Raw genomic sequence first — 20140 nt, 5'->3', positions numbered from 1 at the left:
CTACGGAATGCTTAGCTTCTGATTCACAAGGGGCCTCTCGGTCATTGCCCATTCACTCTTTTGCGCTAAAAAGGTCAATTGGAAGATATAAGAGCAAAAGATGACCGAAGAAGAAAAACGTCTCTCCCGCCGTTTTTATAAGGCCGAGCAGGAAGCCGGCTTTGTCGAAAAACACGAAACCCGCACCGCCCAGACGCAAAGCGCCAGCTACAAGCTGGCTTTTCGCGACACCGAATTCCTGCTGCGCGAGGAATTGCGCCCGGTGCGTTTTCAACTCGAATTGCTGAAAACCGAAATGCTGCTCGATGAAGCGGGCATTGGTTCAACGCTGGTCTGCTATGGTTCGGCCCGCATTCCCTCGCCCGAAAAGGTTGAGGAGCGCCTCGCCGCGGCCAATACGCCCGAGGAAAAGGCGATTGCCGAGCGTCTGGCCGCCAATGCCCGCTATTATGACGAGGCGCGCAAACTGGCCCGTCTGGCCAGCCAATGCGCGATTGTCGAAAAGGGCATGCGGCAATTTGTGATCTGTTCGGGCGGCGGCCCCTCGATCATGGAGGCGGCCAATCGCGGAGCATCCGAGGTGGGCGCCGAAACCATCGGCCTCAACATCGTGCTGCCCCATGAACAGGCGCCCAACCCCTATGTCACGCCGCGCCTGGCGTTTCAGTTCCACTATTTCGCGCTGCGCAAGATGCACTTCCTGCTGCGCGCGCGAGCCGTGGCGGTGTTTCCGGGCGGGTTCGGCACGTTCGATGAATTTTTCGAACTGCTTACCCTGATCCAGACCGGCAAGATGAAGCCGATCCCGATCCTGCTGTTCGGCGCCGAATTCTGGAACCGCGTCATCAATTTCGAGGCGCTGGTCGAAGAAGGCGTGATCAACCGCCGCGATCTGGAACTGTTCACGCCCGTTGAAAGTGCCGAGGACGCGTGGGAACACATCACCGGTTTTTACGGGATCGATTGTTTCCCCAAATTCGCGGAATGATCAGAGCCTGACGGCCTGATGACCCAGCGGCCCATGGCCCGCGCCGAAACCCGGCGCGGCCAGCAGGGCTGCATGGACGAATTCGCCCGCGCGTCTGACCGCGTCATCCATTGCCATGCCTTGCCCCAATCCGGTGGCAATCGCGCTGGCCAGCGTGCAGCCGGTGCCATGGGTGTGGTTTGTGTCAATCCGCTGGCTGGTGAAGGAGAATTCGCCGCCATCAATAATCAGGCGGTCTTCGATCACCGGGCCCTCGCCATGGCCGCCCTTGATCAGCAGCGCTCTGGTCTTGGCCCGCACCTTGGCCTCGCCGCCCAGCGCCGCCAGTTCGGGCAGATTGGGCGTGGTCAGTGCGGCCAGCGCCATCATCCGGTCAAAGGCCGCCACCGTTTCCGCATCGGCCAGAACGCCCCCGCTGGTCGCGATCATGACAGGATCGAACACCACGGGGGCGGCGATCTTTTCCAGCCGGTCGGCCACGATATGCGTGATCGCCGCGCTGCCCAGCATGCCGATCTTGACCGCGTCCACCCCGATGTCATCGATGCAGGCGTCGATCTGCGCCGCCACCATTTCGGGCGAGAGCGGCTCGACCGCAAACACGCCGGTCGTGTTCTGGGCGGTGATCGCGGTGATCGCGCTCATGCCATAGCCGCCCAGCATGATGATGGTTTTCAGATCCGCCTGAAGCCCCGCGCCGCCGCTGCAATCCGAACCGGCGATGGTGAGAATCCGAGCAGGCTTCATCCCTTGTAATGCCGCACCGTCGAGGGCGGGTTCTTGGCGTGGTGCTTTTTCGCGCGGGTGGGGCGGTCCATCAATTCGCCGCCGCAATTGGGGCAAAGATCGTCCAGTTCCTCGGTGCATTCCGCGCAAAACGTACATTCAAACGAACAGATGAACGCGCCGGGGGCCTCGGCGGGCAGGTCTTGACCGCATTTTTCGCAATCGGGGCGCATTTCGAGCATGATGGGTTTTTCCAAGAAAAAGGTATGAGCAGGGGATCTAGACCCCCTGCACCCCCATTACTGTCATTGTTGCGCGAAGGGTTCAACCACAGCGCAACGCCGCCGCGCCGCAGGCTTTATAAACCGCTTCGCGGATAGCGCTCCCCGGCAGGCCATGCGCCACCCCATTAATGGGATTGCAAAGGGTCGAGACCCTTTGCCCGCCGGAGGCAAACTTGCGTTAAACCGCCGCCTTCACCGCCTCGCAAATGGCATCCACCACCTGCTCGACCTCGGCCGCATCATCGCCCTCGGCCATCACGCGGATGACCGGTTCGGTCCCCGAAGGCCGGATCACCAGGCGCCCGCGTCCCGCCAACTGCGCCTCAGCATCCGCGATCACTTTCTTGACGCTCTCCGCCTCCAGCGGCTTGCCGCCCGAGAAGCGCACGTTTTTCAGCAATTGCGGCACGGGGTCGAACAGGTGGAGCAATTCGCTCGCCTTCTTGCCCGACTGCACCAGCGCCGAGAGCACCTGAAGCGCGGCCACCGTGCCATCGCCGGTCGTGCCATGGTCTAGCATGATCATATGGCCCGACTGTTCGCCGCCGACGTTGAAGCCGCCTTCCTTCATGCGTTCCAGCACATAGCGGTCGCCTACCTTGGTCCGCTCAAGGTTCAGGCCCAGCCCGTTCAGATAACGCTCCAGCCCAAGGTTCGACATGACCGTGGCCACCACGCCCCCGCCGCGCAATTCGCCGCGCTGATGCAATTGCGTGCCGATCAGCGCCATCAACTGGTCGCCATCGACCGTCTGGCCCATTTCATCGACCACGATCAGCCGGTCTGCGTCGCCATCAAGCGCAATGCCGATGTCCGCGCCCGAGGCGACCACGGTTTCCTTGATGAGATCAAGATGGGTCGAGCCGCATTTGTCGTTGATGTTCTTGCCGTTGGGGGAAACGCCCACAGCGATCACCTCCGCGCCCAATTCCCACACCGCCGAGGGGGCGACCTGATAGGCCGCGCCATTGGCGCAATCGACCACGATCTTCAGCCCATCAAGGCGGATATTGTGCGGCACCGAGCCCTTGACCGCGTGAATATAGCGCCCGCGCGCGTCCTCGATGCGCCGCGCCCGCCCGATCTGGGGGCTGTCGGCCAGAGGCAGCGCCTGACCCAGCATTGATTCGATGGCCAGCTCATCCTCATCCGAGAGCTTGAACCCATCAGGGCCGAACAGCTTGATGCCATTGTCCTCATAGGGGTTGTGGCTGGCCGAGATCATCACGCCCACATCCGCGCGCAATTCGCGCGTCAACAGCGCCACGGCGGGCGTCGGCATCGGGCCAAGCAGCACCACATCCATGCCCACGCTGGTGAACCCGGCCACCATCGCGTTTTCCAGCATATAGCCCGAAAGCCGCGTGTCCTTGCCGATCACCACGCGGTGCCGGTGCTTGCCGCGCAGGAAATGCGTGCCAGCGGCCTGGCCCACCTTCATCGCGATTTCGGCGGTCATCACCCCGGCATTGGTCCGTCCGCGAATGCCGTCGGTGCCGAAAAACTGTCGTCCCATTCGTTTGCCCTCAAACCGATCCGTCTTTTTGCGCATCGCTCATGCTGTTCCGGGCATGGCACGCGCAGCTTGCCTTGCTATGTGCCGCAGCGAAGTTAATGTCACGCAAACAATGGTAAGTTGGGCAATGGTAAACCACAGGGGCATTCGTTGAGCGATCAGGTTGGGACGGATCAGGTGGGGCAGGCGGAAAAGGGTGGTTTCAACCTGCCGGAAATCCGGGTGGCTTCGCTGGGGGCGTTGATCGCGCTGGGGGCGGGGCTCGTGTGCGGGCTGGTGCTTTCGCGCTTTCCGGCGGCGATGCCGGTGGTGCGGGTGATCGAGCCTTTGGGCACTTTGTGGCTCAAGGGTTTGCAGATGACGATCCTGCCCTTGGTGGTGGCGCTGCTGGTGCTGGGTCTGGTCCAGACGGCGGCGGCGGCGCGCGCGGGGGCGATGGCGCGGCGGGCGATCTTCTGGATTTTGGGCTTCTATCTGGTCAGCGGGGCCGTGGCCGTGGTGGTCATGCCGCTCTGGCTGGAGATGTGGCCGATTCCGGGGGCTGCGGCGGGCGCCCTCGCGGGCAGCACGGCGCAAAGCGCCGGGCCGGTACCGGGCCTGTCGGAATTTCTGCTGGCAGTTTTGCCCTCAAACATCGCCTCTGCGGCGGCGGGGGGCGAGATGCTGCCGGTGGTGGTGTTCTTTGCTGTTTTCGCGCTGGCCATGGGCAAATTGCCCGAAGGGCCGCGCCGCCACATGATCGGTTTCTTTGAGGCGCTGGCGGGCATCATGATGGTGATGATCGGCTGGGTGCTCTCGATCGCGCCGATCGGGGTGTTTGCGCTGGCGCTGGGGCTGGCGGTCAAGACGGGGACGGCGGCGCTGGGGGCGCTCGCGCATTATGTCACGCTGGTGGCGGGGATCGGCGCACTGGTGCTGCTGGCCGCGCCGGTGATTGCGATGGTCGCGGGGCGGTTGGCGCTGGGCCATTATCTGCGCTCGATGCTGCCGGTTTCGGTGGTGGCGCTTTCCACGCAAAGCTCGCTGGCAAGCCTGCCCGCGATGCTCTCGGCCTGTTCGCGCCTTGGCATCCGTTCCTCCAGCGCGGAATTCAGCCTGCCTTTGTGTGTGGCTTTGTTCCGCGCGACGGGTCCGGCGATGAATCTGGCGGTTGTGATCTATGTCGCCCATCTGACCGGGACGCCGCTGGGTGTTTCGGCGATGCTGGCGGGAATCGCAGTGGCGGCGCTGACCGAGCTTGGTACGCCTTCGCTGCCCGGCTCGATCAGCTTTGTGCTCTCCATCGGTCCGGTGGCGATTGCCATGGGCGTGCCGGTGGGGCCGCTGGCGCTGTTGGTGGCGGTCGAGATGCTGCCCGATCTGATGCGCACGGTGGGCAATGTGTTCATGGATGTGGCCGTGACCAGCAGTGTGGACCGGGCAGGGCGAGAGCCTTAATCCTTGGGGGTGATCCGGTCGAGTTCGGCCATCAACGCCTGGCTGCTCTCGCTGGCATTGCCGCGTGTGGGGATGCGGCCTTCCTCGATCATCGCGGTCAATTGCGCACGGCCCCGGCCCACCCGGCTCTTGATCGTGCCCACCGCGCATCCGCAAATCGCGGCGGCTTCCTCATAGGAAAAGCCGCCCGCGCCCACCAGCAGCAGCGCCTCGCGCCTTTCGGCGGGCAGTTCCATCAGCGCGCGCGACAGGTCGGCCAGATGCAGCGGCGCTTCCTGCCCGGCGGGCGAGGTCAGAATGCGGTCGGCCACCGTCTCGTCATAATCGGCGCGAAAGCGGTTGCGCCGCATTTCGGTAAACCACGCATTGCGCAGGATCGTGAAGGTCCACGCCCGGATCGACGTGCCCGCCACAAAGCGCTCCCGCGCCGCCCATGCGCGCAGCAGCGTGTCCTGAACCAGATCGTCGGCCAGATCGGGCCGCCCGCAAAGCCCGCGCGCAAAGGCGCGCAGGTGTGGCACAACCTGCGTCAACTCTCGCTTGAAATCCGGCGGCGGGGCTTGAAGTGTGGTCATTCGGTGTCGCGGTCGAGCCGGGACAGCAGATCGGCCAGAAAATCAGGCAGCGGTTCGTCCACCACCTGTTGGTACATATCGCGCAAAGGGGCGGTCCAAGGAGGGGGCTCGTCCTTGCCGCCATCTTTTTTATCGCCGCTCAGCGTCTGCTCGGATTTATCCGGCCCGCCGGCAGGCTTTGCCGCAGGCTCGTCCGGACCGGCGGAGCCTTCAGGGAAATCGCCTGACAATTCAGTACTTCGTGGCTCTTGCTCGCGATTCACATCATTCTGCCCAATAGTTGAGCGCCCCCCGCCCAATCCGCCGATACGGCACAAACTTGCCAGGACGGGAACGAAGCTTGCCCAGCTTGGTTCCCACGCGCAACCGTTTGTTGCATGGTGATGTTGCAAAGTGGGATGATTGGCGGGTTAAGGGGCGCATTTTGGATCGAATTATTTCAGACAAGGTGGGCGCGCAGGGCTGGTATGAACGCATGCCGCGCACGCTGCCGATCGCCGGCTTTACATTGGCGATGCTGGCCACGCTGGCCTATGCCTATACCACCGAACGCACCGAAATTCGCCAGCGCCAGCAGCAGGCCCGCGCCGCGGCCAGTGTGGTGGGCGCCTCGCTGGGGCGGCGGGTCAATGCGCACACGGCCTATCTGCAATCGGCGGCGCTGTTGCTGGAAAAGAGCCGCGACATCACCCAGGCCGAATTCATCGCCCTTTCCCAGGAATTGTCGCGCGATGATGAATATCGCGGGTCCGAAGGCATCAGTTGGGCCGAGGCGATCACCCCGCAGCAGATTCCAGCCTTTGAGGCCGCCCGCCGCGCCGAAGGCATCGAGAATTACACCGTCCGTCCCGCGCCCTCGCCGGGCGCCCGGATGCTGACGCCGGTCACCTATCTGGGTGATCCGACGCCGCGCCGCCGCCTGTCCTATGGCTATGACATGTATTCCGAAATCCAGCGCCGCACCGCCATTGATCGGGCCGAGCGCGAAAAACGCCCCATTGCCACCGGGCCGATCCGGCTGGCCATGGATCGCGGACGGCAGGCATGGCCCGGTTTTCTCATCTATATGCCGCTGTTCGACAAGGGGACGGGGCGGATGCGCGGTGTGCTGGGGGCGCCGTTCAACGCCCAGGTCTTTCTGCAATCGGTGATCGAGCTTGAGCCGGTGAATGATTTTTCCGTCGCGCTCTATGATGGGGCGGTGCGGCCCGATCGGCTGATGGCGCGGGTTGGGCCGCAGGAAGGCGCGCAGGGTCAGGTGCGGCTGCCGGTGATGGTGGCCCATCGTCCGATGGTGCTGGTGGTCAGCCCGCCTTCCGAGTCGGGCCTGTCCAAGGTGGCGGTCATCACGCTGGCGCTGGGGTCGGTGGTGGCGTGCCTGCTGGGGGGGATGGCGTGGCTTGTTGCGCGGCAGGCGGCCGAGGATCGCGCCTCGTTGGCATGGCTGCGTGAACAGGCTTCGATCCGGGGCATGCTGAGCCGGGAATTGAACCATCGGGTCAAGAACACCTTGGCCAATGTGCTCTCCATCATCGCCCTGACGCGGCGGCGGGGCAGCGACCCGACCTCGCCCGCGCTCAATGAATTTGCCGATGCGCTGGAGGGGCGTATCCGCGCCCTGTCGGCCACGCATGATCTGTTGATCGCCAGCAATTGGGGCACGACCCCGTTGCGCGAGGTGGTCGAGGCGGAACTGGCGCCCTATGCGCGCGGCGATACGGTGCTGCTGGAGGGCCCCGATGTTGAACTGGCGCCCAATGACGCGCTCTCGCTGGGACTGGCGGTGCATGAACTGGCCACCAATGCCAGCAAATATGGCGCGCTCTCGGTGGAGGGCGCGCGGGTGTCGGTGCGCTGGGCGTTGTTCGGCATGGACCGGGTGCGGGTGCGCTGGGCCGAGAGCGGCGGCCCGCCAGTGCCCGAAAACCGTCCGCGCGGCTTTGGCACAGAACTGATCGAGCGCATTCTGGCCCATGAACTGGGCGAGCGGTTCGAACTGGTCTTTGCCCGCGAAGGGGTGCGCTGCGAGATGCTGCTGCCGCTGCGATCGCCCGCCATGTTCAAGATGCGGGCAAAGCAGGGCGAGGGCGCCGGTCAGCTCTGATGAAAGAACAGCGCCTGCGCCATGGCGGCCTGCACCGCATCCTCGCGGAAAGGCTTGGTGATCAGCCAGGTCGGCTCCGGCCCGTCGCCCGTCAGCAGCCTTTCGGGGAAGGCGGTGATGAAGATCACCGGCACATCGGCCACGGCCTGCAGGTCGGCCACCGCATCCAGCCCGGATGATCCATCGGCCAGTTGAATATCGGCCAGCACCAGACCGGGCACACCCTGGGCCATCAGCTTTTGCGCCTGCGTGCGCGTGGCGGCGGCGCCGAAAATGCTGTGGCCCATGCCGGTGACCAGCGTTTCCAGCTGCATGGCGATCAGCGGTTCATCCTCGATGATCAGCACGCTGGTCGCGCTGTTGCGGGCGATTTCGGTGACCGCGCTGCGCGCCAGATCGGCCGTTTCCTCAACCGGCAGGTCGAGAATCTGTGCGGCCTGTTTAGTGCTGAATTCCTCGATCGTGGTAAGCAGCAGCGCCTGACGGGCGAGCGGCGCGATCCGGCCCAGCCGCAGATCGGCGGGCACGAGCGAGGAGGAAGCGGGCGTCTCCTGCATGGCGAACAGGTTGGAAAAGGCACGATAGAGCGCCAGACGGCCCCCGCTGAGCCGCGCGCGCAAGTCCGGTTCGGCCAGCGCCATTTCCAGCAGGCGGCGCACCAGACCATCGCCCGCATGCTGATCGCCGGTCAGCGCGCGGGCATAGCGCCGCAAAAAGGGCAAATGCGTTGCGATTTCAGTTCCCAAAGGCATATTGACCCTCAACCAGCAGCAGGCGCCCGCCTTTTCCGATACATAGCGCGGTTCGGACGGTCTTGCACTTTAGCAATTGCGGCCGTTTGCGCCACCGCGAAAAAAAATCAAAAAAAGCGGGAACCAATTCTCAAGTCCTGCGTTTACCTCTTGTCACCGTTGCAGACCCCCCTCCCGTCCTAGCGCGGCGGTGACGCGATCCCGTGAAGGCCCTTGCTCCCCCCAGAGCAAGGGCCTTCTAATTTATGGGCGGGAAATCGCCTTTGCGATTTCCCAGCGGCCCCGGCCTTCAAATCCTATTACAGATCCTTTTGATAGATCTGATATTCCTTGTTCACGGTGGAATGGATTTCACGCGCGATGGAATTCATGCCCTGATTGTCATCGAGGATCCAGCCGATCTCGCCCCGGCTGGCGCCATAATTGGCCACCGAATTGCGGCGGATATATTCGATCATCATAAAGGCAAGCTGGCTGGCCATGCGGCTGGACTGCAGACGCTTGCGCACGCCCATCAAGGGCACGCGCATCGTGCGCACGCGCGGCCGCCAGATCCACAGCAACAGGCGGATCCAGCCCAGCGGCGAGGGCTTGGGCCCGATCTTCTTCAGGATCTCGTTCATATCGGGCAGGGTCATCATGAAGGCGACCGGTTCGCCATCATATTCGGCAATCTGCACCAGATCGGATTTGACCAGCGGCTTGAGCTTCTTGCCCGTATAGGCCACCTCACTGTCGGTGATCGGAACAAAGCCCCAATTGTCGCTCCACGCATCGTTCAGGATGTCGAGGATGATCGCGGCTTCCTTGTCGAATTCCTTCAGATTGACGCCGCGAATGTTGATGCGCGGGTTCTTCTCGCCCGATTTGACGATGCGCTGGATCAGCGGAGGAAACTCCTGCGTGATGTCCAGTTCATAGGTGTTGAGCATCTTGGCAGGCGTATAACCGGCGGCCTCGATCCACGGCTGGAACTTGGCGTTCTGGTGGCCCATCATGACCGTTGGCGGGTGGTCGTGGCCTTTGACCAGCAGGCCCGGCTCTTCCCACACCGACAGGTTCATCGGCGCCAGCACTCGGTGCATCCCCTTGACCCGCAGCCAGTCCTCGGCGCTGGCGATCAGGACATTGGCGATTTCCTGCGTTTCGGCCTCCAACGCGCCCCAATTGCCGGTGCCCGGGCCCATGCCTTGTTCAGCGGGCATGCCGGTGGCCTGATGGTCGATGATCGCGGCGATGCGGCCCACAATCTGCCCGCCCCGCCGCGCCAGCAGCAATTGGCAATCGGCATGTTCATGAAACGGATTGCCGCCGGGCGTGACCTTCTCGATTTCCTCCATCCGCAATTGCGGCACGAAATTGGGATCGCCCGCATTGGCCACATAGACATAATCCACCCATTGCGCGCGCTCGGCCTTGGTGTTGGCGGGCGTGATGGTGATGGCGGGCATGTGGCGGTTCTCCCTTTGGTTTGCGGCGGCGTTTATCGGGGCGATGTGTAGCGGCGCGCGCCGGGAATAAAAGAAAAATGCGAGGGCGGTCAGGCCCTCGCATCATCAACTCTGGCTCCGATCAGGCGCGGAGAGCCGAATTTATGCTTCGGTGTCCATGCCCACGGCTTCGGCGGCATGGGCCAGGATCTGTTCCTCGGTCGGCGCCTTGGCCTCGGCGGCCAGTTTCTTGGCATTGGCGATGGCGCGGCGGCGGGGATGGTCGCTGGCGATGCCGCCCGACAGGTCCTTCACCCAAGGGTATTTCTTGGCCACTTCCTCGGTGTAGCCGAGGTTGAACACCGTAGGGCTGCGGCCCGGGCGATCCTTCTTTTCGTAATAGGTGCCCAGCACGTGATCCCAGAAATAATTGGTGATCCCGAAATTGCCGTCTTCGTCCACATAGTGGTGCTCATTGTGGCGCTGCTTCATGTGCTGCACCCACTTCCACTTCGGCTTGAAGGCCAGATGCTGGATGCAATGCATGAATTCATAATAGCAGGTGGTCAGGATGCCGATCGAAAAGGCCAGTGCCGCGCCGCCGATGCGCGCGCCTTCCGGCGCGATCAGCGCGCCCACCGGCGCCGTCGCGATAAAGATCGTGGGCACGGTGGTGTGCAGCGCGCCGAACAGCACCTCAAGATGGTTGGGGTCCTGATGGTGGTCATAGTGGATACGCTTCCACGTGCCCGCCAGCCACTTGAACTTGTACGGCCATTGCCCGTGCAGGATATATTGGTGCAGCAGATGCCAGACCAGCGGGTAGACCGCCGCCGCCGCCGCCACGATGGCCAGAGCGCGCCAAAGGCCGGTGGGGTTCCACGCAAACAAGGCAAAGCCCGCCACGGCCAGCGCCATATAGGCAATGATCGTGTAATGCTGGAAATAGGCGAACACCAGATCGCGCAAATTCATGCGGTCAAGATAGTGCGAACGCTTCCAGAAGGGCAGCTTGGCTTCGTCCAGTGCGGCGTTGTTGGTGGCCACGTGATTGGTTCCTCGAAAATCTCGGCGCATATTTAAGGGTCGAAGGCGGGCGCGGCAAGGGCCCCTGTCTCCATGGGCAGCCGGGCACGCTCGTCTCTTGCGTGCCCTAGACCATGCAATTGGGGCATAAACGGGGCAGGATGGGGGGTGGGGCGTTTTATGCCAACGCCATTGACCGGCCTATTCCTCGGTGCGCACCAGCACCGTTTCGCCCACCAGCAGGAACAGCACAAAGGGCGCCCATGCCGCCACCATCGGCGGATATCCGCCAAAATTGCCGACCGCGAGGCTGAGATTGTCGACGACAAAATAGGTGAAGCCCAGCGCCATGCCCAGAATGGCGCGGATGAACAATTGCCCCGAACGCGCCAGCCCAAAGGCCGCCACAGAGCCCAGCAGCGGCATCAGCAGCGCCGAGAGCGGCCCTGAAATCTTGTGCCACCATTTGCTTTCCAGCTCTGACGTGCGCCGCCCGCCCGCGCGCAGCGCCTCGATCGTGCGGTGCAGCTGGAACAGGTTCATGCGGTCGGCATCGGCCTGGGTGATGTCGATCTGGGCCGGGGTGATGCCCTTGGCCACCACCATCGGGCCGGGGCGGGTCAGCGCGGCGCTGGCCACATCAAAGCTCTCCGGCTTGTCCAGCCGCCAGCCCGGCCCGGCATAGGTGGCCAGCGGCGCAATCACGCGGCGGGTGATCAACCCCTGCGGGTTGCGCTCATACCATGTCACACCATGCAGGCGAATCGCCTTGCCGCTGCCGTTCATGGTGTCGGCGCCCAGAATGTTGTCGCCGTCGGACAGATAGATGTTGGTGCGCTCGGCCGGTTCGTCGGGGATCTGGCCAAACTGCACATTCTGCCAAGCTTTAAGGTCGGCGGTGACGCGGGTGACGACCAGCTCGTTAAAGGCAAAGCTGACGCCGGAAACGACAAGCGCGGTGGCCAGCATCGGCGCGAGGATCTGATGCGCGGAAAGCCCGGCGGCGCGCATCGCAATCACTTCGCTGTTCTGGTTCAGCGGAAAGAAGGTGAAGAGCGTGGCCAGCAGCACCGAATAGGGCAGGAAGCGGGCCACCAACTGGGGCGCGCGCAGCGTGACATAATGCCAGATCTGGGCCTGCCCATTGCCGGGATAGGCCAGAATATTGCCGCTTTCCGACAAAAGGTCGAGCACTTGCAGCACCATGACCAGCATCACCAGCACGCCCAGAATGCGCGTGATGAACAGCCGCGACAAATAGAGCGTGAGCGTGCGCGAGGGGAACAGGTCCATCATGCCTCGGCCTTATCCGTTTGGGCCGTGCCCTTTTGCGCGGCGGTGCGGTCCAGCATCCGGGTGATCGCCTTGCCCAGCGTGGCGGCAAAACGTTCGAGCGCGCCGATAGGCTGCCCGCCCGGCACATAGGCCAGCGTAAAATACATCCAGCCGATGAGCGCGGCAAAGATCGCAAAAGGCACCCAGAGCGCCAGCGCCGGGTCGATCCGCCCCAGTTCGGCCACCGATTGGCCATATTCATTGACCTTGTGATAGGCGACGACCATCACAATCGAGACGAACACGCCCAGCGATGAGGTCGAGCGCTTGGGCGGCACGGCCAGCGCCACCGCCAGCAAGGGCAGCATCAGGATCATCACCACCTCGACCAGACGATAGTTGAGGCTGGCCTTGACCACGGTCTTGTCATGCTCGCTGCTGCCCTTGTCCCAGCCGATTTTCAGCAGTTCGGGCAGCACATATTCGCGTTCACGCCCGCCGCGCTTGCGGAATTTTTCCAGCGCCGGCAGGTCGATGGGCAGGTCATGCGTGCTGAAGCTGAGCACGCGGGGGGTGAGGCCCTTGGGGCTCTGCACGATCTGGCCGTCGGTCAGGCGCAGGATCACCGTGTCGAGATTTTCCTGAAGCGCGAGGAAGCGGCCCCGGCGCGCGCTGATCGAGAGCACTTCGCCATTGGCCTCGGTGACGCGCGCAAAAATGCCGACCAGTTCATGGCCGTCCTCGCGGCTCTGCTCGATGCGCAGGCTCATCCGGTCTTTCAGCGTGTTGAACTCGCCCACCTTGATCGAGGCGCCCAGCGCCCCGGTGCGCAGTTCAAAATCAAGCTGTTCATAATAATAGCGCGCCATCGGCTGAACATAGCCGACGATGATCAGATTGATCGCGGCCATCAGCAGCGCCATCATGAAAGGCACCCGCAGCAGGCGCGTATAGGACAACCCGACCGCGCGCATCACGTCCAGCTCGCTCGACATGGCCAATTTGCGGAACGCCAGCAGCACCCCCAGCATCAGGCCCAGCGGGATCGCCAGGCTGGCATATTCGGGCATCAGGTTGGCCAGCATCTTGAACACTACGCTGACCGGCCCGCCTTCGGTGGAGACGAATTCGAACAGGCGCAGCATCTTGTCGACCATCAGCAGCGAGGCCGCGATGACAAACACCGCCAGCATCGGCATCAGCACCAGCCGGAAGATGTAGCGGTCGGCCGCCGTGAAGAATTTCATGCGCGCCCCAGGGCGGCGGGCTGGCGATGAAGGGGCGGACGGGATTTCACGCGATGGGGGCTTTCTTCACACAGCGGACCGGATGGCGCGGCGCGCCAACCCGGACTTCATGGTTCAGTTAAGCGGGGCAGCGTCCCGGCGCAAGGGGGCGCGAGGCCACTTGCCGCAAATCGGCGCTTCCCTGTGGCTTTAGGCCTGTGGCTTCAGGCCTGTGGCTTCAGGCCTGTGGCTTCAGGCTTTTTCCAGCGTGCATTGCAGCGGATGCTGGTTCTGCCTTGCGCAATCCATCACCTGATTGACCTTGGTCTCGGCGATTTCATAGGGGAAAATGCCGCAGACGCCCACGCCGCGCTGATGCACATGCAGCATGACGCGGGTGGCCTGTTCGAGATCCATGTTGAAGAAACGCTTGAGCACCATGACGACGAATTCCATCGGCGTGTAATCGTCATTCAGCATCAAAACTTTGAACTGGCTCGGCTTTTTCGGCTTTGCGCGGGTGCGCGTGGCAAGGCCGATCTGCCCTTGGCCGCCGCGGTCATCATCTTCGCCGGCAAGGACGGGCTGGGCATAGGCCCCGCCATGGTCATGCGCAGCATCCGTGCATGAGGCCGCCGGGCCAGATGTGGCCGAGATAGGGGAACGGGAAAGAATCATCCGGCCCAAATACCGCGAATCAGGGGGGCAGGACAAGCGGTTCTATACGCCAGCCCTTATACAGTCCGACTTAAGCATAAATCGGTATGGTTTATGCTGCCGCATTATCGGGCCGCGCGCAAATGGAAAGTCGGCGCGGCAGGCAGCAAAAAGCCCGGCGATCCGGTGAGAGTGCGGATCGCCGGGCTTTGCAGGCAAGGGCGGCGCGGGCCGCCCTGCATTGATGGATCAGGCAGCCGCCTTGATCTTTTCCACGGCCAGCGTCACGCGGGTCGAAATCGGCTGGGCAGCTTCATTGGCCAGCTTCATCAGCGCTTCGGAATGCTTCGAGGCAGCAGCCACGGCATCGTCAAAGTGCTTCTTGGCCAGATCGTTCTGCAGCTTGAGGAAGTCGGTCGGGCTCTTGGCCGCGGCCAGTTCCTTGACTTCGGCGGTCAGGGTTTCAAACCCGGCGCGACCTTCCGACACATAGGCCGAGGTCAGTTCCTGCAGACCGGCGGCCAGGATCTTGGTCGATTCGACCATGGCCTCAACGTTGCCCTTGGCGAATTCGCTGTAATCGCCAAACACCGAGTTGCCCTTTTCATAGGCAGCCTTGGCCTTTTCCTGCATGTCGGCAAAAGCGGTCTGGAACGGGGCGGCGAAATCGAAGCTGGGGAACGTGGACATGGCAAACTCCTTGGCGAAGATATTGGGCCAGCGCGCGGGCTGGGCGGCGTTTTCGATCGACAGCGGGGCTTGGGCGCTCACCTCCACGGTGGGGGCTTCAACCTCGGGTTGAGTGGGGGGGGATTTCGGTTCGGCCTTGGCCGCGACCTTGCGGGGAGCAGGGCGCGGGGCAGGCTTGCGGACGGGCTTGGCTACCGGCTTGTCGGCCAGTTTTTCGGCGACAACGGGGGCTTCCGCCTTGATTTCGGGGGCCTCGATCTCGGGTGCGGCGGCGGGGGCTTCTTCCACCGGCGTTTCCACCGCGGGCGTTTCCGCGACGGCCTCAGGTTCGGGGGCCTTTTCCTCCGAAACGGGCGCTTCGGTCGCGGCGACCTCCGCCGTCGGCGTCACTTCGACCTCCGGCTCGGGGGCTTCAACGGGTGCGGGCTCAACAGCGGTCGGCGCAGGGGTTGCGGGCGCGGCGGGCTTGGCAAAGGGTACGCGCGTGGTGCGAAAGGTAGCCTTGGTAGTGGGCTTTTTGCTCATTGGACCTGCTTCCCGTTCAACCGACTGTTGAATTGGTGCATAATCCCAGTGCTTCCGATGTGATCGGGCCTGCCGAGATCCTCACCTTTGTTGCGATGCACAATGATGATTCGTCCGCGTGAAGTCAAGCGATTTTTGTGCGCCGCAGCATGGGATGGCCCCGTATCGGAGGTTATTTCGCCAATGATTGATGCATATCAAACAAATAAGGCATTTTCGTAATAGGATTGCGGCGCGAAAAGCGTGTCAGGCTCGCGGGCGAAAATTCAGCATTTCGCACTTGCAGCATAATGGGGACTCGAAATCTCCTCCTATCGCGCTCTCACATATTCGCCCGGGGCATCGCCCAGAACCTTGTCGCCGCGCCCGCCGGGAACGCGCTTGCCTTTGGCGGCCACCTGTTCGCCCGCCCGTTCCTGCAACCAGCCCAGCCAGTGATTCCACCAGCTGCCCGGCGTTTCCTTCGCCTGTGCGACAAAGGCGGCCAGATTTTCGGCGGGTTCGTCATTGGTCCAGAACTGATACTTCTTGGCCGCAGGTGGATTGACCACGCCCGCAATATGCCCCGACCCGGCCAGCACGAACACATGCGGGCTGTTCTTCAACTGCCCGCTCAAGCGCCATACGCTTTCGGGCGGGGCGATATGATCCTCGCGCCCGGCCTGAATATAGGCGGGGGTGGTGATCCGCGACAGGTCGATGGGCGTGCCGCAACCGCTCAGCGCGTCGGGTTGAACCAACAGATTGTCGCGATAGAGATCGCGCAGATAGGATTGATGCCAGCCTGCGGGCAGATTGGTGCTGTCGCCATTCCAGAACAGCAGGTCGAAGGCCGAATAGTCCTCGCCCAGCAGGTAATTGCGCGTCACATAGCTCCAGATCAGATCCTGCGAACGCAGCAGGTTGAAGGTCGCAGCCAGATAGCGCCCGTCGATCACCCCGTTCTGCGCCAGCGCACCGATCGCGGCCAGTTGCTGATCGTCGATAAAGGTCTTGAGCTCGCCCGCCTTTTCAAAATCGACCTGCGCGGTAAAGAAGGTCGCGCTGGCCACCTTCTCGGCCTCGCCCCTGCGCGCCAGCACCGCCAGCGTCGCCGCCAGCGTTGTCCCAGCCACGCAATAGCCGATGGTGTGAACCGAGGGCACTTTGAGCCGCTCGCGCACCACATCGATGGCCTCGATCTGGGCGCCGATATAATCGTCCCATGTCACCGCGCCCCAATCCATGTCGGGGTCATTCGGGTCGGCCGATTTCCAGCTGACCAGAAACACCGTGATCCCCTGATCCACCGCCCATTTGACGAAGCTCTTCTTCGCGTTGAGATCGAGGATGTAGAAGCGGTTGATCCAGGGCGGAAAGATCAGCAGCGGGGTGGCCATCACCTTCTCGGTGCTGGGCGAATACTGGATCAATTCGTAAAACGGGGTGCGATGCACGACCTTGCCCGGCGTGGCGGCGATATTTTCGCCCACCTTGAAGGCGTTGCGGTCGGTGTGGCTCAATTGCCCGCGCTTCATATCCTCGAGCAGATGCTCCAGCCCCTTGACCAGACTTTCGCCGCGCGTTTCAATCGCCTTTTCCATCACCAGCGGGTTGGTCAGTGCGAAATGGTCCGGGCTGAGCGCCTCGATCATCGTGCGCGTATAAAAGCGCAACTGCTCCTTGCGCGCGTCATCCAGCCCTTCGACCGAATCAGCCATTGCCGTAATCTGCTCGGCCATCAACAGATAGGTCTGATGCACCAGTGCGAAATAGGGCGTCTCGCGCCATGCTGCATCGGCAAAGCGGCGGTCGGTGCGGGGCAGGGCGGCGCCCTGCGCCTCGCCCTTTCCGGCGTTCAGCCCCCATTGCGCCAGCACGCCCTCCCACAGTTTCATCCCGTCGGAGAGCAGCTTCTGCTGGGTTTCGGGGCGCACCAGCGGGATCTGCCGGGTCCATTGCGCCAGCATCTCGTTCATCGCGGGCGAGAGCGAGGCAAGGCCATTCAATTCGGCCTTGAGCAGATCACCCGAGAGCAGGCCTGTCATCGCCTTGCCCGCCTGCTGGGTCTGGAATTCCATCCATTTGGCCTGCATCCGCGCGGCCACATCGGCCCATTGCGCGGCATCCTCGCCATTGACCATCGGCCCGTCCCCGGCCAGCCCGGCATCGATCAGCGCGCCTGCCTGCTCCATCACATCGGGGATCGCGGTCTTGGGGTTCAGCCATTGATCCATGGTCTGGCTGGCCACCTCAAAGGGAAGCATCATCAGGCTTGAGAGCGGATCGATGGTCGGGGCCTTGGTGCCGGTGCCATCGGTTGTGCTGCTCATGCGCTTGTTCTCCCGCTCGCCTTACGCTTCAACTATCAGCATGATACGACTGTGCGCCTGCGGCAAGCATTTGATGGCCCGCCATGGCGTAAAATTCATGACGCCGGTTTGCCAATTCATGCCTCACGCAAATTTTTTGCATCCCGCTCTCGCGTTTCGGGGCAAAAAGGCGCATGGGGACGGCCTCCCCCGCCGTGGTGGCGCCGTTTGGGCGCCTGCACTTCGCCATGGTGGCGTATGTGCGATGCGTGATCCGTGGGGAGGTAATACAGGAAAGGTCCGATGTCCGAAGAATTCTACCGCATGAAGCGACTGCCGCCCTATGTCATCGCCGAAGTCAATGCGATGCGGGCCGCAGCACGAGCTAGCGGGCAGGACATCATCGACCTTGGCATGGGCAATCCCGATCTGCCCCCGCCGCCCCATGTGATCGAAAAACTGTGCGAAGTGGCGCAAAAGCCCAGCGCGCACGGCTATTCCGCGTCCAAGGGCATCCCCGGCATCCGCCGCGCCCAGGCCAATTACTATGGCCGCCGGTTCAACGTGGACCTTGATCCCGAAACCGAAGTGGTGATGACGATGGGGTCGAAGGAAGGCCTTGCCAGCCTTGCCACCGCGATCACCGCGCCGGGCGATGTGGTGTTGGCGCCCAACCCGTCCTATCCGATCCACACGTTCGGCTTTATCATCGCGGGCGCCACGATCCGCTCTGTGCCCACCACGCCGGACGAGCGTTATTGGGATTCGCTGGACCGCGCGATGAAATATTCGGTGCCGCGTCCTTCGGTGCTGATCGTCAATTATCCGTCGAACCCCACCGCCGAAACGGTCGATCTGGCCTTCTATGAGCGGCTGGTGGCATGGGCGAAGGAAAACAAGGTGTGGATCCTGTCCGACCTTGCCTATTCCGAGCTCTATTTCGACGGCAATCCGACCCGCTCGATTCTCGAAGTGCCGGGCGCCAAGGATGTCGCGGTGGAATTCACATCGATGTCCAAGACCTTCAGCATGGCCGGTTGGCGCGTGGGCTTTGCGGTGGGCAACAAGACGCTGATCGCGGCGCTGACGCGGGTGAAGTCCTATCTCGACTATGGCGCGTTCACGCCGATTCAGGCGGCGGCCTGCGCGGCGCTCAATGGCCCGCAGGATATCGTCGAACAGAACCGGCTGCTGTATCAAAAGCGCCGCGATGTGATGGTGGAAAGCTTTGGCCGCGCCGGTTGGGATATTCCCAGCCCCAAGGCGTCGATGTTTGCCTGGGCGCCTTTGCCGCCCGCGCTGGCGCATCTGGGGTCGCTGGAATTTTCCAAACAATTGCTGACCCATGCCGAAGTCGCCGTGGCGCCGGGCGTGGGCTATGGCGAGGATGGCGAGGGCTATGTCCGTATCGCCATGGTGGAAAACGAACAGCGCCTGCGTCAGGCCGCGCGCAATGTGAAGCGCTATCTGACGAGTATGGGGGTCAATGTGCCTGCGGGCAAATAAGCTCTGATCCGTCAGGTTTTTTGAAATTGGTATCGCGCCCGGTGCAGAGATGCGCCGGGCGTTTTTGATTAATGATTTATTTGCAATCTTCGCGTTAGACTGGCCGGTGATCCCTAAATGACCGTTAACTTTTTGGCATTACCAATGCCTCAGCTATTGTGCCCAGTGTGCCCGCTGCTGAATTGTTTCTGTTAGGGGATACGCGGTGCGGAGCTTTTATTGGCTGGCCGGACGCTCGATTTTTGGTGAGGCTGATTTGCGCATCGCCGGATGGCGCATGCAGGCCGAGAACCTCAATACGCTGGATGCGATCCGGGACCTCACGCCCGATGCCCCGATTTTGGTGGATCATGAAACGGTGGATGCCGCTGTCTGGCGCTGGCTGAACGGCGTGCGGGCAGCGCGGCTGCGGCGTTGGGCGCTGGTGGTCGGGATCGGCGATGGCCATGAACGGGCGCGCCTGCTGCGGCGGGGTTTCGGCGATATTGGCGATCTGGCCATGACGCTGCCCGAACTGCATGCGCGGGCTTTGCGTATTACACAGCAGGCCGAGGCGCTCGTCCGCTGGCGCCAGCATGGGCCTTTGCGGCTCGATCTGATCGAGCGCGACGCGTTTGTGGGCGACAAGGCCGTGGGGCTGCACCCGCGCGAATTCGCTGTCCTGTGGCGCTTAATGGAATCGCCCGGCGAGACGGTGGGCAAGCGCGAGTTGCTGCGCGATGTGTGGAACCTGTCCTTCGTGCCGGAAACCAACAGTGTGGCGGTGCATACGAGTCGTTTGCGTTCCAAATTGGCCATGGCTGGCCTGCCGGGGTGGATTCAGACTGCATCGGGGGGCGGATATCAGCTAATTGAGCGGGCTGATATGGATGCCAGTGTTCTGAATAATATCCATATAGGCATTTCTTTGACGTGAATAACCAATTATAAATTGAACATCATTTAATATAACCAAAATAGGAAAAACTGAATTTCTCAGCTTGTCGAATGGCCCGTCCTGACCTATTTAGAACCTGCCTTTCAGGCATCCTCTCCCAAACTTCCACGACCCGGCCTCGGCCGGGTCTTTTTTGCCTGCAACGGATAGACTGTTATCCAATATGGCTAAGACAAGCAAAAACGCCCCGCGTTC

The 20140-nt window shown here is 62.5% G+C and carries 18 protein-coding genes; 5 read left to right on the top strand and 13 right to left on the bottom strand.

All coding sequences use genetic code 11. The features are described from left to right. The first annotated feature begins 100 nt into the window (after positions 1-100). The gene (locus PQ467_RS16350; RefSeq protein ID WP_274174420.1) at positions 101-988 is read left to right on the top strand and encodes a TIGR00730 family Rossman fold protein; all 888 of its coding nucleotides are present in this window, start codon (positions 101-103) and stop codon (positions 986-988) included. On the opposite strand, the gene thiD is transcribed toward PQ467_RS16350, so the two are convergent. The 3 genes from thiD to glmM form a co-directional block, all read right to left on the bottom strand. Next, a complete protein-coding gene (thiD, locus tag PQ467_RS16345) occupies positions 989-1735 on the bottom strand; it encodes a bifunctional hydroxymethylpyrimidine kinase/phosphomethylpyrimidine kinase (RefSeq protein ID WP_274174419.1) in 747 nt (248 codons plus the stop codon). It lies immediately after the preceding gene. Beyond that, positions 1732-1956, bottom strand: coding sequence for a DUF1272 domain-containing protein (locus PQ467_RS16340; protein WP_274174418.1), 225 nt, complete (start codon positions 1954-1956; stop codon positions 1732-1734). Before PQ467_RS16340 ends, thiD begins: the two co-directional genes overlap by 4 nt. 220 nt (positions 1957-2176) lie before the next feature. Then, positions 2177-3514, bottom strand: coding sequence for a phosphoglucosamine mutase (gene glmM, locus PQ467_RS16335; protein WP_274174417.1), 1338 nt, complete (start codon positions 3512-3514; stop codon positions 2177-2179). A 150-nt stretch (positions 3515-3664) separates the two neighbouring features. On the opposite strand from glmM, the gene PQ467_RS16330 reads away from it, so the two are divergent. Further along, positions 3665-4951: a dicarboxylate/amino acid:cation symporter gene (locus PQ467_RS16330; RefSeq protein ID WP_274174416.1), complete on the top strand. Its 1287-nt coding sequence runs from the start codon at positions 3665-3667 to the stop codon at positions 4949-4951. Here the strand turns inward: PQ467_RS16330 and PQ467_RS16325 are convergent. Both PQ467_RS16325 and PQ467_RS16320 read right to left on the bottom strand, forming a co-directional pair. After that, complete coding sequence (locus PQ467_RS16325) at positions 4948-5526, bottom strand: sigma-70 family RNA polymerase sigma factor (RefSeq protein WP_274174415.1); 579 nt, start codon at positions 5524-5526, stop codon at positions 4948-4950. The two genes, PQ467_RS16330 and PQ467_RS16325, sit on opposite strands and share 4 nt — an antisense overlap. Then, positions 5523-5789, bottom strand: a complete 267-nt coding sequence (locus tag PQ467_RS16320; protein WP_274174414.1) for a NepR family anti-sigma factor — start codon at positions 5787-5789, stop codon at positions 5523-5525. Before PQ467_RS16320 ends, PQ467_RS16325 begins: the two co-directional genes overlap by 4 nt. 161 nt (positions 5790-5950) lie before the next feature. On the opposite strand from PQ467_RS16320, the gene PQ467_RS16315 reads away from it, so the two are divergent. Further along, positions 5951-7630 carry a CHASE domain-containing protein gene (locus PQ467_RS16315; RefSeq protein WP_274174413.1) on the top strand — a complete coding sequence of 560 codons (1680 nt, stop codon included), beginning with the start codon at positions 5951-5953 and terminating at the stop codon, positions 7628-7630. On the opposite strand, the gene PQ467_RS16310 is transcribed toward PQ467_RS16315, so the two are convergent. The 8 genes from PQ467_RS16310 to PQ467_RS16275 all read right to left on the bottom strand — a co-directional run bounded on the left by PQ467_RS16310 (position 7621) and on the right by PQ467_RS16275 (position 17523). Beyond that, the gene (locus tag PQ467_RS16310; protein WP_274174412.1) at positions 7621-8382 is read right to left on the bottom strand and encodes a response regulator; all 762 of its coding nucleotides are present in this window, start codon (positions 8380-8382) and stop codon (positions 7621-7623) included. The genes PQ467_RS16315 and PQ467_RS16310 overlap by 10 nt on opposite strands. A gap of 299 nt (positions 8383-8681) precedes the next feature. Next, entirely contained in the window at positions 8682-9833 is a 1152-nt protein-coding gene (locus PQ467_RS16305) for an N-acetyltransferase (RefSeq protein WP_274174411.1), read from the bottom strand. 141 nt (positions 9834-9974) lie between these two features. Beyond that, complete coding sequence (locus tag PQ467_RS16300) at positions 9975-10859, bottom strand: sterol desaturase family protein (RefSeq protein ID WP_274174410.1); 885 nt, start codon at positions 10857-10859, stop codon at positions 9975-9977. A gap of 180 nt (positions 10860-11039) precedes the next feature. Then, complete coding sequence (gene lptG / locus PQ467_RS16295; protein WP_274174409.1) at positions 11040-12134, bottom strand: LPS export ABC transporter permease LptG; 1095 nt, start codon at positions 12132-12134, stop codon at positions 11040-11042. Beyond that, on the bottom strand, positions 12131-13360 hold the full coding sequence (lptF, locus tag PQ467_RS16290; protein ID WP_274174408.1) for an LPS export ABC transporter permease LptF: 1230 nt from the start codon (positions 13358-13360) through the stop codon (positions 12131-12133). Before lptF ends, lptG begins: the two co-directional genes overlap by 4 nt. A 231-nt stretch (positions 13361-13591) precedes the next feature. Further along, positions 13592-14017 carry an ATP-dependent Clp protease adapter ClpS gene (gene clpS / locus PQ467_RS16285; protein WP_274174407.1) on the bottom strand — a complete coding sequence of 142 codons (426 nt, stop codon included), beginning with the start codon at positions 14015-14017 and terminating at the stop codon, positions 13592-13594. Between the two features lie 228 nt (positions 14018-14245). Next, positions 14246-15211: a phasin family protein gene (phaP, locus tag PQ467_RS16280; protein ID WP_274174406.1), complete on the bottom strand. Its 966-nt coding sequence runs from the start codon at positions 15209-15211 to the stop codon at positions 14246-14248. 311 nt (positions 15212-15522) lie between these two features. Beyond that, positions 15523-17523: a PHA/PHB synthase family protein gene (locus tag PQ467_RS16275; protein ID WP_274174405.1), complete on the bottom strand. Its 2001-nt coding sequence runs from the start codon at positions 17521-17523 to the stop codon at positions 15523-15525. 282 nt (positions 17524-17805) lie between these two features. On the opposite strand from PQ467_RS16275, the gene PQ467_RS16270 reads away from it, so the two are divergent. Further along, on the top strand, positions 17806-19008 hold the full coding sequence (locus PQ467_RS16270; RefSeq protein ID WP_274174404.1) for an LL-diaminopimelate aminotransferase: 1203 nt from the start codon (positions 17806-17808) through the stop codon (positions 19006-19008). Between the two features lie 205 nt (positions 19009-19213). Then, positions 19214-19924: a winged helix-turn-helix domain-containing protein gene (locus tag PQ467_RS16265; RefSeq protein WP_274174403.1), complete on the top strand. Its 711-nt coding sequence runs from the start codon at positions 19214-19216 to the stop codon at positions 19922-19924. Positions 19925-20140 lie beyond the last annotated feature (216 nt).

It is taken from the genome of Novosphingobium sp. KACC 22771, from assembly GCF_028736195.1.
Classification (GTDB): domain Bacteria; phylum Pseudomonadota; class Alphaproteobacteria; order Sphingomonadales; family Sphingomonadaceae; genus Novosphingobium.
This window is presented reverse-complemented; position numbering and strand designations above follow the sequence as displayed.